The sequence below is a fragment of the Micromonospora lupini str. Lupac 08 genome (genome assembly GCF_000297395.2).
In the GTDB taxonomy this organism is placed as follows: Bacteria; Actinomycetota; Actinomycetes; order Mycobacteriales; family Micromonosporaceae; genus Micromonospora; species Micromonospora lupini.
This window is the reverse complement of record NZ_HF570108.1, coordinates 6,418,318-6,434,860: the sequence shown is the minus strand read 5'-3', so window position 1 is coordinate 6,434,860 and position 16,543 is coordinate 6,418,318. Positions and strand designations below refer to the sequence as shown.

Below are 16,543 nucleotides of genomic sequence, written 5' to 3'. Positions count from 1 at the left end.
CCCCGGGTATCCCACGGAGGAGTCGACGTAACGACTGCCGTCAGCGGGCCTGCAACGCCGCCGTACCGGCCTCGGTGAGCGCCACCAGATCGGCCGCCGCCAGCTCCAGTTGCAGACCACGCCGACCAGCGGAGACATAGATCGTCGGCAGGTCCAGCGCGGACTCGTCCAGCACGGTGGGCAGGCGTCGGCGCTGCCCGAGCGGGCTGATCCCGCCGCGCACGTAGCCGGTGGCCCGCTCGGCCACCGCCCGGTCGGCCATCGTCGCCCGCTTGCCGCCGACCGCAGCCGCGAGCGCCTTGAGGTCCAGCTCGCCGGTGACCGGGACGACCGCCACGGTGAGCGCGCCGTCGACCTCGGTCACCAGCGACTTGAACACCCGCTCGGGTGCCACGCCGAGCGCCTCGGCGACCAGCGCGCCGTAGTTCGGCGCGTCCGGGGAGACCCGGTACGGATGGGTGCGATGCGCGATCCCACGCTTGACCAGCAGCGCCGTCGCCGGAGTGCCCTGTCCCGCCACGTCGACGAACCTAGTCGACCGGGTGGCCGACCAACACGGTCGGTGCCCCGGCGATCCGGGTGAGCACCAGGCTCGCCGCCTGGTCGCCGGCCAGCCGCAGGTCCCGCCGCAACTGCTCCGGGGTGAGCGCGGAGCCCCGCTTGAGGATTTCCACCCGGCCGACCCGCCGCTCCCGCAGCAGCGCCCGCAGGCGCTTCAGGGAGAACGGCAGCACGTCGGTGATCTCCAGACACCGCGCGTACGGGGTGCGGGTCGGCCGGTCCGCGTAGAGGTAGGCGATGCTCGGGTCGCCCAACGTGGCATCCAGTTGGTCGGCCAGTTCGGCGACGAGGTGCGCGCGCACCACCGCCGGGTCCGGGTCGTACAGGTAGCGGCGCGGCGGCCCGACCGACGCCTCCGTGGCACCCGAGCCGGTGAGCCGGGAACGGCGCGTCTCGGTGCCCACCTGCCGGTAGAGGGTGGCGCGGCGGGGCACCTGCGCCAGCTCGCCGCACCAGAGCGCGGCCTCGACCAGGTCGCCGTCCACGCCTACCCACTCCGCCTCCGCGCCGGCCGGGATGAGCGCGTGGTCCAGGCCCGGCGCCACCTTCACCACCGTGCGCGGCACCCGCTCGGCCAACCCGGTCACGAAGTCCCACGGCGGCGAGTAGGCACGCGGGTCGAAGATCCGCCGACCGGTGCCGCTCGCGCGGCGGGCCGGGTCGCAGAAGACCCCGTCGACCCGGGAGACGTCGAACGCGGTGGCGTCGCCGCACTCGACAGTGAACAGCTCGGCCAGCCCCGCCGCGGCGGCGTTGGCGGCGGCCATCGCGGCGGTCACCGGGTCGGCCTCCACCCCGTACACCCGGATGCCGGCGCGGGCGGCGGCGAGCGCGTCGGCGCCGAGGCCGCAACCGAGGTCGGCAAGCGTGCGTACACCTGCCGCGCGCAGGCGCTCGGCGCGGCGCTCGGCGACGACCCTGCGGGTGGCCTGCTCCAACCCGGCGCGGGTGAGGAACATCCCGGCGGCGGCCGGACCGAACTTGCCGACCGCCCGGTGGCGCAGCTCGGCCTGGGTGAGCGCCGCCGCGGCCAGCGTGGGCGGCACCCCGGCCGCGCGTAACGCCGACGCCGCCGCCAGTGGATCACCGCCGGCCAGCGTGGCCGCCGCCGAGAGCGCGGCCGACCCCTCGGGGGTACGCAGCGCCGCCAGCTGATCGAGATCCACCCGGCCATTGTCCCGGCCCAGCCTGGTCGCCCGGACGGTGGTGTCAACCAGGCGGTGTCGGACTCGACTGGCGGGCTCGGGCGGCGGGCTGGGGCGGCGAGTCCGGGCGGCGAGTCCGGGTGGCGAGTCCGGGTGGCGAGTCCAGGCGGCGAGTCCGGGTGGCGAGTCCGGGCGGCGAGTCCGGGCGGCGAGTTCGGGCGGCGGGCTCCCGGGCTCGGGCGGCCGGCTCGGCCTGCGGGCCCGTGGGGCGGGTGTTGGGCGGCGGGCCTGCCCTGTGGGCTTGCTCGGCGTGGGGTCAGTCGGTGGGGGTGGCCGTGACGAAGGCGCGCCAGCTCGTCGGGGTGAAGGTGAGGGCCGGCCCGGTCGGGTCCTTGCTGTCGCGCACGGCGACCAGGCCCGGCAGGTTGTCGGCGACTTCGACGCAGGCGCCGCCGTTGCTGTTGCTGCGGGAGGACTTGCGCCAGGTGGCGTGGGTCAGGTCCATGTCTGCACCACTTCCTCGATCAGCCGGGCGGACTGCCGGCACGGCAGCGCTTCGCCGGTCACAGTCTCCCAGTGCCGCTCCAGGGCGGCAACGTCGTTCGGGCCGTCCACGGTCTGCCCCCGGAGCTGGTTGTCCAGGTGGGCCAGCTCGACCCCGGTGTCGAGCCGGGCCAGGATGAACGGGCCGTTGAGGCCGACGTGCCAGGGAGTGTCGATCGGCACGACCCGGACCTGCACGTTCGGCTCGGTGCTCATGGCCAGCAGGTGCTGGAGCTGTTCGCGCATGATCTTCTGGTCGCCGAGTTGCCGGCGCAGCGTGTGCTCCTCAAGCACCGCGACGAGGCGTGGACGCCGGTCGGCGGTCAGCACGGTCTGCCGGGCGAGCCGGGTCACCACACGCGTCTCGACCTCCTCGGCGGTCAGCTCGCCGCCCACGCCGAGCATCGCCCGCGCGTACCCCTCGGTTTGCAGCAGGCCGGGGATCACTGTCGGGTCGTACCAGCGCAGCGCCACCGCCTCCCGCTCGTTGTCCTCCCAGGGGCGGAACCAGTCGGGTGCGGCGTGGAAGCGGATCAGCTCCAGCATGCCGACGAAGAGACCGCCGGTGTCCAGGGTCGAGTCGATGCGGGCGACGTAATCCGGTCTGACCGGGCTCTGCCCGGTCTCGACAGCACTCACGTACGACGGTGAGTAGTTGATCATCTTGCCCAGCTCCTCCTGGCTGAGCCCGCGCGCCTGGCGTGCGCGGCGTAGCTGTTCGAGCAGGAACGTCAGGGTCGGTATCCGGGCCACTCGATTCCCCTTTCCGCGGCCATGGGTGATGGCAACCGACGGTAGGGAGATGGCCACGGCGGGGCGAGGCGCTCCCGGCGTGTTGCGGTAACGACTGGCGGAACTGTGGCGACACGGACAGCGGCGCGTTGGCACTCTCCTTGACGGAGTGCTAGCCACGGAATAACCTGCGATTAGCACTCTCACCCTGAGGGTGCCAGCTTCCGGGTCTCGCGACCCGGGTGCGCACGCCAGGCGGACCGGCACCCGCGACGACGGCACCGCCCGGTGGCATGAGGCAGATTGACGCTGGTCAGCCCCGCTGACCAGCAACGAAACCAGTACCCCAGGAGGGTATGCCCGTGACTACCGCGACCAAGGTTGCGATCAAGCCGCTCGAGGACCGCATCGTGGTCCAGGCGAATGAGGCTGAGACCACCACGGCGTCGGGCATCGTGATCCCCGACACCGCCAAGGAGAAGCCGCAGGAGGGCACCGTCCTCGCTGTGGGCCCGGGGCGCGTCGACGACAACGGCAACCGGGTTCCGGTTGACGTGCAGGTCGGCGACACCGTCCTCTACTCGAAGTACGGCGGCACCGAGGTCAAGTACGCCGGCGAGGAGTACCTGGTGCTCTCCGCCCGCGACGTCCTCGCGGTCATCGAGAAGTAAGCAACCGATCAGTGTCGCTGCCCCGGTCCGGCTCGCCGGGCCGGGGCAGCGGCGCTTCGAAGGGACATTCATGGCGAAGATCCTGAGCTTCTCGGACGACGCCCGGCACCTGCTGGAGCACGGTGTCAACGCCCTCGCAGACGCGGTCAAGGTCACCCTCGGCCCGCGCGGGCGCAACGTCGTCCTGGACAAGAAATTCGGTGCGCCGACGATCACCAACGATGGTGTGACCATCGCCAAGGAGATCGAGCTCACCAACCCCTACGAGAACCTCGGCGCGCAGCTGGTCAAGGAGGTGGCGACCAAGACCAACGACGTCGCCGGCGACGGGACCACCACCGCGACCGTGCTGGCGCAGGCCATGGTCCGTGAGGGCCTGCGCAACGTGACCGCCGGGACCAACCCGGCCGGCCTCAAGCGGGGCATCGACGCGGCGGCCGCCAAGGTCTCCGAGGCGCTGCTCGGCCGGGCCGTCGAGGTCTCCGGCAAGGAGTCGATCGCGAACGTGGCGACGATCTCCGCGCAGGACGCCACCATCGGCGAGCTGATCGCCGAGGCGATGGAGCGGGTCGGCCGCGACGGTGTCATCACCGTCGAGGAGGGCTCGATGCTCACCACCGAGCTGGACGTGACCGAGGGTCTCCAGTTCGACAAGGGCTTCATCTCGCCGAACTTCGTCACCGACCTGGAGGGTCAGGAGTCCGTCCTGGAGGACGCGTACATCCTGGTCACCACCCAGAAGATCTCGGCGATCGAGGAGCTGCTGCCGCTGCTGGAGAAGGTCCTGCAGAACAGCAAGCCCCTGCTGATCATCGCCGAGGACGTGGACGGTCAGGCGCTCTCCACCCTGGTGGTCAACTCGCTGCGCAAGACCCTCAAGGTCTGCGCGGTCAAGGCCCCGGGCTTCGGCGACCGCCGCAAGGCCATGCTCCAGGACATCGCGATCTCCACCGGCGCCGAGCTGGTCGCCCCGGAGCTGGGCTACAAGCTCGACCAGGTCGGCCTGGAGGTGCTCGGCACCGCCCGGCGCGTCGTGGTCGACAAGGAGAACACCACGATCGTCGACGGCGGCGGCCAGAAGGCCGATGTCGACGACCGGGTCTCCCAGATCCGCAAGGAGATCGAGGCCTCCGACTCCGACTGGGACCGGGAGAAGCTGGCCGAGCGGCTGGCGAAGCTCTCCGGCGGCATCGCCGTGATCAAGGTGGGCGCGGCGACCGAGGTCGAGATGAAGGAGCGCAAGCACCGCATCGAGGACGCCATCGCGGCGACCAAGGCCGCGGTCGAGGAGGGCACCGTGCCCGGCGGCGGCGCCGCCCTGGTGCAGATCCTCCCCGTGCTCGACGACGACCTGGGCTTCACCGGTGACGAGAAGGTCGGCGTCTCGATCGTGCGCAAGTCGCTCGTCGAGCCGCTGCGCTGGATCGCCCAGAACGCCGGTCACGACGGCTACGTCGTGACGCAGAAGGTCGCCGACCTGAAGTGGGGCAACGGCCTCGACGCCGCCAAGGGCGAGTACGTCGACCTGGTCAAGGCCGGCATCATCGACCCGGTGAAGGTGACCCGCAACGCGGTCACCAACGCCGCCTCGATCGCCGGTCTGCTGCTCACCACGGAGAGCCTCGTGGTCGAGAAGCCGGAGCAGGCCGAGCCGGCCGCCGCCGGTGGGCACGGCCACGGTCACGGCCACCAGCACGGCCCGGGCTTCTGACCCGGTAGCGACACCTGTTGCGGGGCACACCGTCGTACGGCGGTGTGCCCCGGTTCGTCTCCGCGATCATTACCAAGCGCTGACATGGTTGGCGACCCGGCGAGACGGGCGCGCACACTGGGCCGATGAGCACCACGTCGCGGCGGTACGCCGCGCTGGCCGGAGTGACCGCCGCCGCCGTCGCCATCGGAACCGCGGAGCCGGTGGCGGTGCTGACCGGCCCCCGGTCGGCGCCGCTTGTCGCGGTCGGCGGGGTGGTCGTCGACGCCGTCCCCGAACCCCTCAAGCAGTTCGCCATCGACGTTTTCGGCACTGCCGACAAGATCGCCCTACTGACCGGAACGGCCCTGCTGCTGGGCGGGTTCGCCGCGCTGCTCGGAGTGCTGGCGATCCGCCGGTTGGCCCTGGGCCTGGCCGGCATCGCGGCGCTCGGCGCCGTCGGTGTGGCCGCCGCGCTGACCCGCTCCGGCGCGGACGTCTTCGACGCGCTGCCGTCGCTTGTCGGCGGCGGGCTCGGCGCCCTCGTGCTCTGGTTGTTCATCGACGGCCCGTTCGAGCTGGACCCCTGGCTCTGGGCCCCACCCACCGCCTCGGGCTCGGCAAGCTCCCCGCCGGCACCGCCCGCCGGGCTGGGCGGGCGGCCGGTGTCGCCGGCCGGAACCGCCGGGCCTGCCGGGCGGTCGGTGTCGCCTGCCGGGCCTGTTGATCGGCCGGTGACGCCGGCCGGGCCGCCGGTGCCGGTGACCCCCGCCGCGTCTGTCGCGACTGTCGATCCGGAGTCGCGCCGGAGGTTCCTGACCGGCACCGGGGTGCTGCTCGGCACGGCAGCAGTGGCCGGTCTCGGCGGGCGCTGGCTGGCCGGGAGGCGCGGCGTGTCCGCCGCCCGGGACGCGATCCGGCTGCCCGCGCCGGTCGCCCCCGCACCTGCCGTGCCGGCGGGCGCGGACCTGTCGCTGGCCCAGCTAGCGCCGTACGTCACGCCGAATCTCGGGTTCTACCGGATCGACACCGCCCTGGTGGTGCCCCAGGTGAACCCGGACAGTTGGCGGCTGCGCATCCACGGCCGGGTGGGCACCGAACGCACCTACAGCTACGCGGATCTGCTGGCCCGGCCGTTGGTCGAGCGGTACGTCACGCTTGCCTGCGTCTCGAACGAGGTGGGTGGGGACCTGATCGGCAACGCCCGCTGGCTGGGCGTACCCCTGCGGGAGCTGCTGGACGAGGTCCAGCCGGAGGAGGACGCCGACCAGGTCGTGGGCCGGTCGGTCGACGGGTGGACCTGTGGCACCCCCACCGCCGCGCTGCGGGACGGACGGGACGCGCTGCTGGCGATCGGCATGAACGGCGAGCCGCTGCCGGTCGAGCACGGGTTCCCGGTCCGGATGGTGGTGCCCGGCCTCTACGGCTACGTGTCGGCCTGCAAGTGGGTGACCGAGCTGGAGCTGACCCGGTTCGCCGACTTCGACGCGTACTGGGTGCCGCGCGGGTGGTCCGCCCAGGGCCCGATCAAGACCCAGTCGCGCATCGACGCGCCGCGACGGCGCAACCGGTTGACCGCCGGTCCGGTGACGGTGGCCGGCGTGGCCTGGGCGCAGCACCGGGGCATTCGCCGGGTCGAGGTACGCGTCGACGGCGGCCCCTGGCAGGAGGCGGAGCTGGCCCCGACGGTGTCGGTGGACACCTGGGTGCAGTGGTCCTGGCGTTGGGACGCCACGCCTGGTGAGCACAAGCTCCAGGTCCGGGCGACCGACGCGACAGGCGAGACCCAGACCGAGCGTACGCAGAGCGTCGCCCCGGACGGCGCCACCGGCTGGCACACGGTGCCGGTAAACGTCCGCTGACCCGCGCCCCCTCGGGCGCCCGCCGGAGATCCTGGACAGTTTCCGTCAACGCGGAACGGGAACTGTCCAGGATCTGCGGAAACCGCGCCCCCGAAGGAGGGGGCGCGGTTTCTCAGTGAGCCTTGGGTCAGGCGACGTTGCGCTGGGCCGGGACTGTCGACTTGTGCGGGCGGCCCAGTCGCGCTTCCAGGCGGGCGACGTCGACCCGCATCTGCCGGCGGTCGGCCAGGTCCTCCCAGCCGACGGCGAGCAGGCGCAGCCGCTCGGACTCGCTGAAGCCACCCCACACGCCGTACGGCTCGCGGACCGCAAGGGCGTGCGCGGCGCACTCGGCGCGGACCGGGCAGGCGCGGCAGACCGACTTGGCGGAGGACTCCCGCCGCAGCCGGGAGGAGCCCCGCTCTCCGTCCGGGTGGAAGAACTGGGCGCTGTCGCGGCCCCGACAGGCACCGAGCCGCTGCCAGTCCCAGAGATCGACGATGGGTCCGGGCAGTCTACGTACGTTCGACATCAGCACCCCTCCTCCCGCGCGGCACCGCGAGATTGCTTGTGGCCGGCTTCCGGGCGGCGGGCCGCGCAGGCGCACCGTTCCCGGCCTGGCCCTCCCGGTACCCGGGCCGTCGCCGGCTCACACGTGTGTGATCCAAAACGTCTGGCAACTTGCGGCTTTTGTCCTATCTGTCGGAAAAGTTCAGATGATTGCCCGGAACCCCCTCCCCAGCCGACGCCGTCATGGTCTGCTCGTGTCCGGAGAGGAGACCACCACAGTGCGTACCGTTCTTGTGTGCGTTCGGACACCGCTCGCGGCTCAGCACCTCACTTCTGCTGCCGCCCGGCTGGGGTTGTCCGCGATCGTCCGTACCGCCGTCTCCGATCCCGAGGTGATGCTGCGACTCGCTGAGCGGCCGGCCGACGTGATCCTGGCCGACACGGCTCTCACCCGGCCGGACAGCGCGGGTTTCGTCCGTCGGGTGCTGGCCCGCGCGCCGCAGGCCGCGGTCCTGCTGCTCGGCGCGGAGGAGTCCGAGGCCGCCGCCGCCACCATCAGCGCCGGCGCCCGGGGCCTCATCCAGAATGCCGACCACGACCTGACCAGCGCGGTGGCCAAGGCCCTGCTGCTGCTCACCGCGCCCGGCCGGGCCTCCCGGCAGCGGGTCACCGACCCGGCCCGGGACACGGCGTCGGTCGGTGGTTCGGGCCGCTCCGCGCCATCGGTACGCGGCTCGGCCGAACCCGGCTGGACGGCCGCGAACGGCGACGGGTCGTCGGGTGTGCCGTCGGTGCCGGTGCAGCGCGGTGAGGACGAGGTCGAATCGGCTACCGACGGGTCGACCACCGGCCAGACCGATCCGACCCGCCCCGCGCCGAGTGCCCGCCCCAACCGGGCGTCGATCGGGCTCACCGAACGGGAGCTCCAGGTGCTGCTGGGCATGGCCGAGGGCAAGAGCAACGCGGAGATCGGCCGGGAACTGTTCGTGTCCGAGGACACCGTCAAGACCCACGCGCGCCGGCTGTTCCGCAAGCTCGGCGCCCGGGACCGCGCCCACGCGGTCGCCGCCGGCTTCCGTGCCGGCCTGGTCTCCTGACACCCGAGGCCCAGGCCCGGGCGGCGTCACCAGGCGATCAGTCGGCGCTGGTGGCGGTGCCCGGGTCGTCCTCGGTGCCCTCGGTCAGGGTGTCGTGCACCCCGTCGGCGTAACCGCGGGCGTAGTCCCAGGTCACGTAGTGGTCCGGATCCGGGTCGTACGCCGGCTCGTGCACCCGGGGCCGCCCCGAGTTGAGCAGGTGCCGCAGGTTGCCCCGCAGCAGGTCCCAGTCGAAGTAGTGCGGTTCCCGGCAGTCCTCGCATTCGATGACCAGCCCGCGCACCCCGATGGGCGCCAGCAGGGCCTGGTAGATCTCCAGGTCGGCGAGGTCCTCCAGCACATCCTGCCGCTCGACGTCGGTAAGCGGATCCGGCGTCGCGTCGTCGCCCGGGTCGTCCAGGCCCGCGGTCGGGTCGGCCGGGTCGCCGTTGAACGGGTCGATGGGCTCGTCGTGCACCCCCTCACCGTAGACCCAACGCGGCGCGAACGTCCGCCCCCCGGCACCGCAGGGAGGCGGCCGCCGCCGACGGAGGTCGCCCAGGTCACTGGGTACGATGAGACGACGTGCCGGCGCCGTGGCGTGTTCCGGTGCCCGCCCGCGCCACCTCGCTGAAGCCCATCCGAGCAGCTCAGGAGAGCAATCGTGGAAAATTCGCCCAGCACCGATCTTCCGGCCGGCGACGAGCGCGCCGAGCTGGGCGGCCACCTGCCCGAGCTGCCCGCCGGCTCGGCCCGGGTCGTTCCGCTCGGGCTCACCTTCGACGACGTGCTGCTCCAGCCGGGCGAGTCGGACGTGGTGCCCAGCCGGGTCAACACCCGGACGAAGCTCACCCGCGGCATCGAACTGACCGTTCCGCTGCTCTCCAGCGCCATGGACACGGTCACCGAGGCGCGGATGGCGATCGCCATGGCCCGCCAGGGCGGCATCGGCGTGCTGCACCGCAACCTCTCCCTGGAGGACCAGGCCCTCCAGGTCGACCTGGTCAAGCGCTCCGAGTCCGGCATGATCACCAACCCGGTGACCGCCAGCCCGAACGACACCCTGCGCGAGGTCGACGAGCTGTGCGGGCGCTACCGGATCTCGGGCGTCCCGGTGGTGGACGGCAACGGTCAGCTCGTCGGCATCGTCACCAACCGCGACATGCGTTTCGTCTCCGAGCCGGACACCCCGGTCCACGAGATCATGACCCGGACTCCGCTGGTCACCGCCACGGTCGGGGTGAGCAAGGACGACGCGCTGGCGCTGCTGCGCCGCCACAAGGTCGAGAAGCTGCCGATCGTGGACGACTCGGGTCGGCTGCGCGGGCTGATCACCGTGAAGGACTTCACCAAGAGCGAGCAGTACCCGAACGCCACCAAGGACGACGCGGGTCGGCTGCGGGTGGCCGCCGCCGTCGGTGTGGGCGAGGACTCGTACAAGCGGGCCCGCACGCTCGTCGACGCCGGCGTGGACGTGCTGATCGTGGACACGGCGCACGGGCACCAGCGGGCCGTGCTGGACATGGTCCGTCAGCTCAAGAAGGACGTCACGATCGACGTCGTGGGCGGCAACGTGGCCACGTACGCCGGTGCGCGGGCGCTTGTCGAGGCCGGCGCCGACGGGATCAAGGTGGGTGTCGGCCCGGGCGCGATCTGCACGACCCGGATCGTCGCCGGAGTCGGCGTCCCGCAGATCACCGCGATCATGGAGGCGGCCCGTGCCGCCCGCCCGGCCGGCGTCCCGGTGATCGGTGACGGCGGCATCCAATACTCCGGCGACATCGCCAAGGCTCTGGTCGCCGGCGCCGACACGGTGATGCTCGGCAGCCTGCTGGCCGGCTGCGAGGAGAGCCCCGGCGAGCTGATCTTCATCAACGGCAAGCAGTACAAGGCGTACCGCGGGATGGGCTCGCTCGGCGCGATGCAGTCCCGGGGGCAGGCCAAGTCGTACTCGAAGGACCGGTACTTCCAGCAGGACGTGCTCGCCGAGGACAAGCTGGTCCCCGAGGGTGTCGAGGGGCAGGTGCCCTACCGGGGCCCGCTGTCCGCGGTCGCCCACCAGCTCATCGGCGGGCTGCGGGCCGCGATGGGGTACGTCGGCGCGGAGAGCATCCCCGAGCTGCACCGGCGTGGCCAGCTGATCCGGATCACGGCGGCGGGGCTCAAGGAGAGCCACCCGCACGACATCCAGATGACTGTCGAGGCGCCCAACTACCACTCCCGCTGACCATCCCCCAACAACCTGGAGTCCCCCATGCGTGACGTGGTCGAGATCGGGCTGGGCAAGACCGCGCAGCGCGGTTACCACCTGGACGACATCGCCATCGTGCCGAGCCGCCGGACCCGGGACGTCGACGACGTCTCGACCGCGTGGCAGCTCGACGCGTACCCGTTCGGCATCCCCTGTGTCGGGCACCCCTCGGACGCCACGATGAGCCCGTCCTCGGCGGTCCGGCTCGGACAGCTCGGTGGTCTCGGCGTGCTCAACGTCGAGGGGCTGTGGACCCGCTACGAGAACCCGACGAAGGTGCTGGAGGAGCTGGCCGGCCTCGACGAGGAGGCCCGCGCCACCAAGCGGCTCCAGGAGGTGTACGCGGAGCCGATCCGCCCGGACCTGATCGCGGAGCGGGTCCGTGAGCTGCGCGCCGGTGGCGGCACTGTGGCGGTGCGGGTCTCCCCGCAGCACACCCTGGCGCTGGCCCCGGTCATCCTGGACGCCGGGGTGGACATCCTGGTCATCCAGGGCACGATCGTGTCGGCCGAGCACGTGTCGACGACCGACGAGCCGCTGAACCTCAAGGAGTTCATCGCCGACCTCGACCTGCCGGTCATCGTCGGCGGCTGCACCGACTACAAGACGGCGCTGCACCTGATGCGTACCGGCGCGGCCGGCGTGATCGTGGGCATCGGCGGCGACGAGTGGTCGACGACCGAGTCGGTGCTGGGCATCCGGGTGCCGATGGCCACCGCGATCGCCGACGCCGCGGCGGCCCGCCGGGACTACCTCGACGAGACCGGCGGCCGGTACGTGCACCTGATCGCCGACGGCGACATCCAGACCTCCGGCGACATCGCCAAGGCCCTCGGCTGTGGCGCGGACGCCGTGATGCTCGGCGAGCCGTTGTCGCTCTGCGACGAGGCGCCCGCAGGCGGCGCCTGGTGGCACTCGGCGGCCAGCCACCCGTCCCTGCCCCGGGGCGCGTTCGAGGTCGCCGGTGAGCCGCTCGGGTCGATGGAGCAGCTGCTCTTCGGCCCGGCGGACGAGGCCGACGGTCAGCTCAACCTGTTCGGCGGGCTGCGCCGGGCGATGGCCAAGTGCGGCTACCGCGACCTCAAGGAGTTCCAGAAGGTCGGCCTGGTCCTCGACCGCTGATCACCCCCGTTGACGTTGGAAGGCCGGCCCCGCGATCCTGCGGGGCCGGCCTTTCCGTCACCTGCCGTGGGTCGCCCCCGATACGGGCATCCGAGGGCGTGTCGCTGGCTACGCTCGTCCTGACCCGGGGATGGCGTGGAAGGAGTCGTGCATGGTCCTGAGCGGACGCGCACCGTCCCGCCGCCGGCTGGCCGCCGCTCTCACGGTGCTGAGCTGCGCCGTCACGCTGACCGCCGCCGGCTGCACGGGCGACGACGACGGCGGCTTCCGACCCGGCGCCGCGGACGTCGGCGACCCGTACGTGCCGGGCCGTGGCAACGGCGGCTACGACGTCACGCACTACGGGCTGGACGTCCGCTACGACCCGACGACCGACCGGCTCACCGGTCGGGCGACCATCACGGCGACGGCCACCCAGGATCTGTCCCGGTTCAACCTGGACCTGGTCGGCCTGGACGTCGGCGCGGTCACCGTCGCCGACCGGCGCGCCAAGCACCGTCGCGAAGAGGGCGAGCTGGTGGTGACCCCACGCGACCGGCTTCCGCGCGGCGGGTCCTTCACCGTGGCCGTCGACTACGCGGGGGTGCCCACCGCTGTCGCCGACGGTGAGCTGGGCAGCGGTGGCTTCCTGCACACCGACGACGGGGCTGTCGCCCTCGGCCAGCCCGACTCGGCGGCCACCTGGTTCCCGGTGAACGACCACCCGTCGGACAAGGCCAGCTACGACATCGCGGTGACCGTCCCGGACGGGCTGTCCGCGCTGAGCAACGGGGTGCCCGGGCCGCGGAGCAGCGCCGACGGGTGGACGACGTGGCGCTGGTCGGAGCGCACCCCGATGGCCAGCTACCTGAGCACCCTCGTGATCGGAAACTATCGGGTGGTCACCGGCGAGCACGCCGGACGACCGCTTGTCACAGCGGTCGCGGCGAGCCTGCCGGCGAGCGGTGGGGCGGCCGGCTCGCTGGCCCGCACCGGCGAGATCGTCGACTTCCTGGCTAGCCGCTTCGGCCCGTACCCGTTCGACTCGTACGGCGGGATCGTGGTCGCCGACGACCGGATCGGGTACGCGTTGGAGACCCAGTCCCGGCCGGTCTACGGGCCCGCCTTCTTCAGCGACGACCGTCCCAACCCCGGCGTGGTGGCACACGAGCTGGCCCACCAGTGGTTCGGCGACAGCGTGTCCCTGCACCGGTGGAGCGACATCTGGCTCAACGAGGGCTTCGCCAGCTACGCCGAGTGGCTGTGGGAGGAGCACGACGGCGGCCGGACCGCGCAGCGCAACTTCGAGCTGCAGTACGCGTCGACCGACTGGTCGCAGCCGTCTGTCGAGCCGGGACGGGAGCGGATGTTCGGCACCGCCGTCTACAAGCGCGGCGCGCTCGCCGTGCACGCGCTGCGTCGGACGGTCGGTGACGACACCTTCTTCCGCATCCTGCGCACCTGGACCACCGAGCGGGCGGCCGGCACCGCCACCACCTCGGACTTCGTGGCGCTTGCCGAGCGGGTGGCGAATCGGCAGTTGCGGCCACTCTTCGACGCCTGGCTGGTGGGCGGCGCGGCACCCACCCCGCCGTGACGACCCCGTGATCATCTGTCGATAGGCTGCCGCCTGCGATCGGGCAGGAGCGCCTGTCGCGCGGGGCGGCGAGGCCACCCGCACCGGGCGTACGGGGAGGGTTCGTGATGCGGGGAACGCGGCACAGGCTGCGGATGGGTGCGGGTCTGCTGGTGACCGGGGCGCTCGTCCTGTCCGGATGCGACTCGTCCACGAAGGAGGACGCGGCGCCCACGCCGAGCGTGTCGCCGACGCCCTCGCGGAGCTTCACCGCCGGGGCGGCCGGGGTCGGCGACACGTACTTCCCGACGTACGGCAACGGCGGGTACGACGTCGGCAAGTACACCGTCAAGGTGCGCTACGACCCCGCGAAGGACACGCTTACCGGTACGGCCACCGTGCAGGCCACGGCGACTGCGGACCTGTCGACGTTCAACCTCGACCTGGCCGGTCTGACCGTCAAGACGGTCACCGTGGACGGCGCGCCGGCCACCCACAGCCGGGACAAGAACGAGCTGGTGATCAAGCCGGCCGCCGGCCTGATCACGGGCAACGGGTTCGTCGCGGAGATCGTGTACGAGGGCGTGCCGAAGCCGCTGAAGAACGAGGTGCTCGGCGAGGGCGGGTTCCTGCACACCTCCGACGGCGCGATCGCGCTGGGCCAGCCGGAGTCGGCGAGCACCTGGTTCCCGGTCAACGACCACCCGTCCGACAAGGCCGCGTACGACTTCGAGATCACCGTGCCGAAGGGCCTGACCGCCGTCAGCAACGGCGTGCCGGGCGGCAACACCACCACTGACGGCTGGACCACCTGGAAGTGGTCGGAGAAGTCGCCCATGGCCAGCTACCTGAGCACCGTCGTGATCGGCAAGTTCCGGATCACCACCGGCCAGCACAAGGGAAAGCCGGTCTACAGCGCGGTCACCACCAAGGTGGCCAAGGGCGCGTCGGACGCGTCCATCGCGCAGACCGTCAAGGTGACCGACTACCTGGAGACCGTCTTCGGGCCGTACCCGTTCGACGCGTACGGCGGGGTGGTCGTCTCGGACAGCCGGATCGCGTACGCGCTGGAGACGCAGAGCCGCCCGGTCTACTCCGCCGGCTTCTTCCGGCGGGGCGAGAACACCGAGGTGGTCGCCCACGAGCTGGCCCACCAGTGGTTCGGCGACAGCGTGGCCTTGGCCAAGTGGGAGGACATCTGGCTCAACGAGGGCTTCGCGACGTACGCGGAGTGGCTGTGGGCCGAGCACACCAAGCAGTACACCGCCAAGCAGGCGTTCGACATCCGCTACCAGCGGGTGCCGGCCACGGTGTGGAAGACCCCGCCGGGCAAGCCGGGGGTGAAGGACCTGTTCAGCGAGTCGGTCTACCAGCGCGGCGGGATGACCCTGCACGCGCTGCGGGTGGCCGTCGGCGACAAGGCGTTCTTCCAGATCGTCAAGACCTGGGCGGCGGAGAAGCGCAACGGGACCGCCACCACCGCCGAGTTCGTGGCCCTCGCCGAGCGGATCTCCGGCAAGCAGCTCGACGCTCTCTTCGACGCGTGGCTCAACGGCACCAAGAAGCCCGCCCAGCCCAAGAAGCTCTAGGACGTCGGGCCAGGGTCCTCGGTCGAGCCGAGGGCCCTGGCCCGCGCGGTCAGGTCTTGACGACCAGCTTGGGGTGGGCCGCGAGGTAGGCGTCGGCGCGGCCGGCCCGCAGTTCGGTGATGAACTTCCGGCCCTCGCTTGTGAGTTGCTCGCCCTGGTAGGCGCTGCCCTTGCCGACACCCGAGCCGGGCAGGCCGACAAGCACGAACTTGTCCTCCGGGACCCCGCTGAGCGCGTACGCCAGGTCGACGATCCGGTCGCCGCCCACGTAGATCAGGGTGTCGCCGAGCGCCGCGACCACCTGGTCCACGCGCTCCGGCTGCCGGGCCAGGCCCTCATCGAGGATCTTGCGGGTCAGGGCCCGGACCAGTTGCTGCTGGTGGCGTTGCCGGGCGTAGTCGCCGCCGGTGATGTAGCGCTGCCGCGCGTAGTCAAGCGCCTGCCACCCGTTGAGGTGCCGGTTGCCCTTCTCGTAGACCTGCTGCGGCCCGGTGTACCCGCCGGGGGCGCTGTCCCGGTACTTGCCGTCCGGCTTGCGGTGCAGGGAGGCGACCCGCTGGTCGACGTAGATGTCGACCCCGCCGAGGGCGTTCACCAGCCGGTCGAACCCGTTGAAGGTGAGCACCGCCCCGGCGTCGATCCGCAGTCCGGTGTAGCCGCTCACCGTGCTGCGCAGCAGCTCGTACCCCTGGGCGGTGCTCGGCTGCTTGGGCTTGCCGGGCACCCGGCTGCCGAAGCTCATCGAGTGGGTGAGCTTGGTCCGGCCGCCCTTGTAGCCGGACTTCGGAAACGCCGGAATGTCCACAAGCAGGTCACGGGGGAGCGAGAAGAGGTACGCCCGGCCCAGCCCCTTCGGCACGTGCAGCACCAGCACGGCGTCGGAGTGCGGCTCCCAGCCGGGCACGCTGACCCGGGTGTCCACGCCGACCAGCAGCAGCGTCAGCGGGCCGGTGATGTTCGCGCCCGGCGGTGGGCCGCTCGGGCTGGGGGTGGGCGTGCCGATCGGCGACGGGCTCGGCGAGCCGGCCACCGGAGTGCCGGCGGGCGGGTCGCCGCCGGTCAGCCGGGTGATCACCACCGCGCCGCCCGCGATCAGCGCGACGACGGCGAGGGCCGCCAGCCCGAGCACCAGCCACCGCCGACGCGGTTCCATCGACCCCAGGATCATCGTGGTTTCCTTCCACCCGTATCCGGAACAACGCTCCGACGGGTGCTCCGGGTTGCGGCCGGGAGGCGCCGGGTCGGACGGCCGGTGCA

The 16,543-nt window shown here is 72.1% G+C and carries 14 protein-coding genes and 2 pseudogenes; 9 read left to right on the top strand and 7 right to left on the bottom strand.

Translation table 11 applies throughout. From position 1 onward, the window contains the following. Positions 1-40: 40 nt before the first annotated feature. From ybaK to MILUP08_RS30465, 4 genes are all read right to left on the bottom strand, one after another. Positions 41-520: a Cys-tRNA(Pro) deacylase gene (gene ybaK / locus MILUP08_RS30480; RefSeq protein ID WP_007465110.1), complete on the bottom strand. Its 480-nt coding sequence runs from the start codon at positions 518-520 to the stop codon at positions 41-43. 10 nt (positions 521-530) lie between these two features. After that, positions 531-1,727 carry a THUMP-like domain-containing protein gene (locus MILUP08_RS30475; protein WP_007465108.1) on the bottom strand — a complete coding sequence of 399 codons (1,197 nt, stop codon included), beginning with the start codon at positions 1,725-1,727 and terminating at the stop codon, positions 531-533. 295 nt (positions 1,728-2,022) lie between these two features. Then, on the bottom strand, positions 2,023-2,211 hold the full coding sequence (locus tag MILUP08_RS30470; protein WP_007465105.1) for a DUF397 domain-containing protein: 189 nt from the start codon (positions 2,209-2,211) through the stop codon (positions 2,023-2,025). Next, positions 2,202-3,002, bottom strand: a complete 801-nt coding sequence (locus MILUP08_RS30465) for a helix-turn-helix domain-containing protein (RefSeq protein ID WP_007465103.1) — start codon at positions 3,000-3,002, stop codon at positions 2,202-2,204. The genes MILUP08_RS30470 and MILUP08_RS30465 overlap by 10 nt, the downstream gene beginning before the upstream one ends. Before the next feature lie 335 nt (positions 3,003-3,337). Between MILUP08_RS30465 and groES the strand changes: the two genes are divergently transcribed. The 3 genes from groES to MILUP08_RS30450 all read left to right on the top strand — a co-directional run bounded on the left by groES (position 3,338) and on the right by MILUP08_RS30450 (position 7,204). Continuing rightward, positions 3,338-3,652: a co-chaperone GroES gene (gene groES, locus MILUP08_RS30460; RefSeq protein ID WP_030330046.1), complete on the top strand. Its 315-nt coding sequence runs from the start codon at positions 3,338-3,340 to the stop codon at positions 3,650-3,652. A gap of 70 nt (positions 3,653-3,722) precedes the next feature. Next, entirely contained in the window at positions 3,723-5,363 is a 1,641-nt protein-coding gene (gene groL / locus MILUP08_RS30455; RefSeq protein ID WP_007465099.1) for a chaperonin GroEL, read from the top strand. Positions 5,364-5,488: 125 nt separating this feature from the next. Next, entirely contained in the window at positions 5,489-7,204 is a 1,716-nt protein-coding gene (locus tag MILUP08_RS30450) for a molybdopterin-dependent oxidoreductase (protein WP_007465097.1), read from the top strand. A 127-nt stretch (positions 7,205-7,331) separates the two neighbouring features. Here the strand turns inward: MILUP08_RS30450 and MILUP08_RS30445 are convergent, their stop codons facing one another. Beyond that, on the bottom strand, positions 7,332-7,715 hold the full coding sequence (locus tag MILUP08_RS30445) for a WhiB family transcriptional regulator (protein ID WP_039909021.1): 384 nt from the start codon (positions 7,713-7,715) through the stop codon (positions 7,332-7,334). Between the two features lie 256 nt (positions 7,716-7,971). Here MILUP08_RS30445 and MILUP08_RS30440 point away from each other — a divergent pair. After that, positions 7,972-8,509: pseudogene (locus MILUP08_RS30440) on the top strand (helix-turn-helix transcriptional regulator); the annotation flags it as partial. Between the two features lie 83 nt (positions 8,510-8,592). Then, a pseudogene (locus tag MILUP08_RS37495) lies at positions 8,593-8,790 on the top strand (response regulator transcription factor); the annotation flags it as partial. A gap of 37 nt (positions 8,791-8,827) precedes the next feature. On the opposite strand, the gene MILUP08_RS30435 reads toward MILUP08_RS37495, so the two are convergent. Continuing rightward, positions 8,828-9,247 (bottom strand): DUF5319 domain-containing protein, encoded by a 420-nt coding sequence (locus tag MILUP08_RS30435; RefSeq protein ID WP_007465090.1) that lies wholly within the window; start codon positions 9,245-9,247, stop codon positions 8,828-8,830. Between the two features lie 186 nt (positions 9,248-9,433). Between MILUP08_RS30435 and guaB the strand changes: the two genes are divergently transcribed. The 4 genes from guaB to MILUP08_RS30415 all read left to right on the top strand — a co-directional run bounded on the left by guaB (position 9,434) and on the right by MILUP08_RS30415 (position 15,286). Continuing rightward, on the top strand, positions 9,434-10,996 hold the full coding sequence (guaB, locus tag MILUP08_RS30430; protein WP_007465088.1) for an IMP dehydrogenase: 1,563 nt from the start codon (positions 9,434-9,436) through the stop codon (positions 10,994-10,996). Between the two features lie 27 nt (positions 10,997-11,023). Further along, a complete protein-coding gene (locus tag MILUP08_RS30425; RefSeq protein ID WP_007465086.1) occupies positions 11,024-12,142 on the top strand; it encodes a GuaB3 family IMP dehydrogenase-related protein in 1,119 nt (372 codons plus the stop codon). Positions 12,143-12,293: 151 nt separating this feature from the next. Beyond that, positions 12,294-13,718, top strand: a complete 1,425-nt coding sequence (locus tag MILUP08_RS30420; RefSeq protein ID WP_007465084.1) for a M1 family metallopeptidase — start codon at positions 12,294-12,296, stop codon at positions 13,716-13,718. Positions 13,719-13,825: 107 nt separating this feature from the next. Next, a complete protein-coding gene (locus MILUP08_RS30415; protein ID WP_007465082.1) occupies positions 13,826-15,286 on the top strand; it encodes a M1 family metallopeptidase in 1,461 nt (486 codons plus the stop codon). Between the two features lie 49 nt (positions 15,287-15,335). On the opposite strand, the gene MILUP08_RS30410 is transcribed toward MILUP08_RS30415, so the two are convergent. Next, on the bottom strand, positions 15,336-16,439 hold the full coding sequence (locus tag MILUP08_RS30410) for an LCP family protein (RefSeq protein WP_237747208.1): 1,104 nt from the start codon (positions 16,437-16,439) through the stop codon (positions 15,336-15,338). Between the last annotated feature and the right edge of the window lie 104 nt (positions 16,440-16,543).

Excerpts from the sequence above, each read along its gene's own strand:
- MILUP08_RS30470 (WP_007465105.1), bottom strand. The coding sequence starts at position 2,211 with ATGGACCTGACCCACGCCACCTGGCGCAAGTCCTCCCGCAGCAACAGC.
- groES (WP_030330046.1), top strand. The coding sequence starts at position 3,338 with ATGCCCGTGACTACCGCGACCAAGGTTGCGATCAAGCCGCTCGAGGAC.
- groL (WP_007465099.1), top strand. The coding sequence starts at position 3,723 with ATGGCGAAGATCCTGAGCTTCTCGGACGACGCCCGGCACCTGCTGGAG.
- MILUP08_RS30450 (WP_007465097.1), top strand. The coding sequence starts at position 5,489 with ATGAGCACCACGTCGCGGCGGTACGCCGCGCTGGCCGGAGTGACCGCC.
- MILUP08_RS30445 (WP_039909021.1), bottom strand. The coding sequence starts at position 7,715 with ATGTCGAACGTACGTAGACTGCCCGGACCCATCGTCGATCTCTGGGAC.
- MILUP08_RS30425 (WP_007465086.1), top strand. The coding sequence starts at position 11,024 with ATGCGTGACGTGGTCGAGATCGGGCTGGGCAAGACCGCGCAGCGCGGT.
- MILUP08_RS30420 (WP_007465084.1), top strand. The coding sequence starts at position 12,294 with ATGGTCCTGAGCGGACGCGCACCGTCCCGCCGCCGGCTGGCCGCCGCT.
- MILUP08_RS30415 (WP_007465082.1), top strand. The coding sequence starts at position 13,826 with ATGCGGGGAACGCGGCACAGGCTGCGGATGGGTGCGGGTCTGCTGGTG.
- MILUP08_RS30410 (WP_237747208.1), bottom strand. The coding sequence starts at position 16,439 with ATGGAACCGCGTCGGCGGTGGCTGGTGCTCGGGCTGGCGGCCCTCGCC.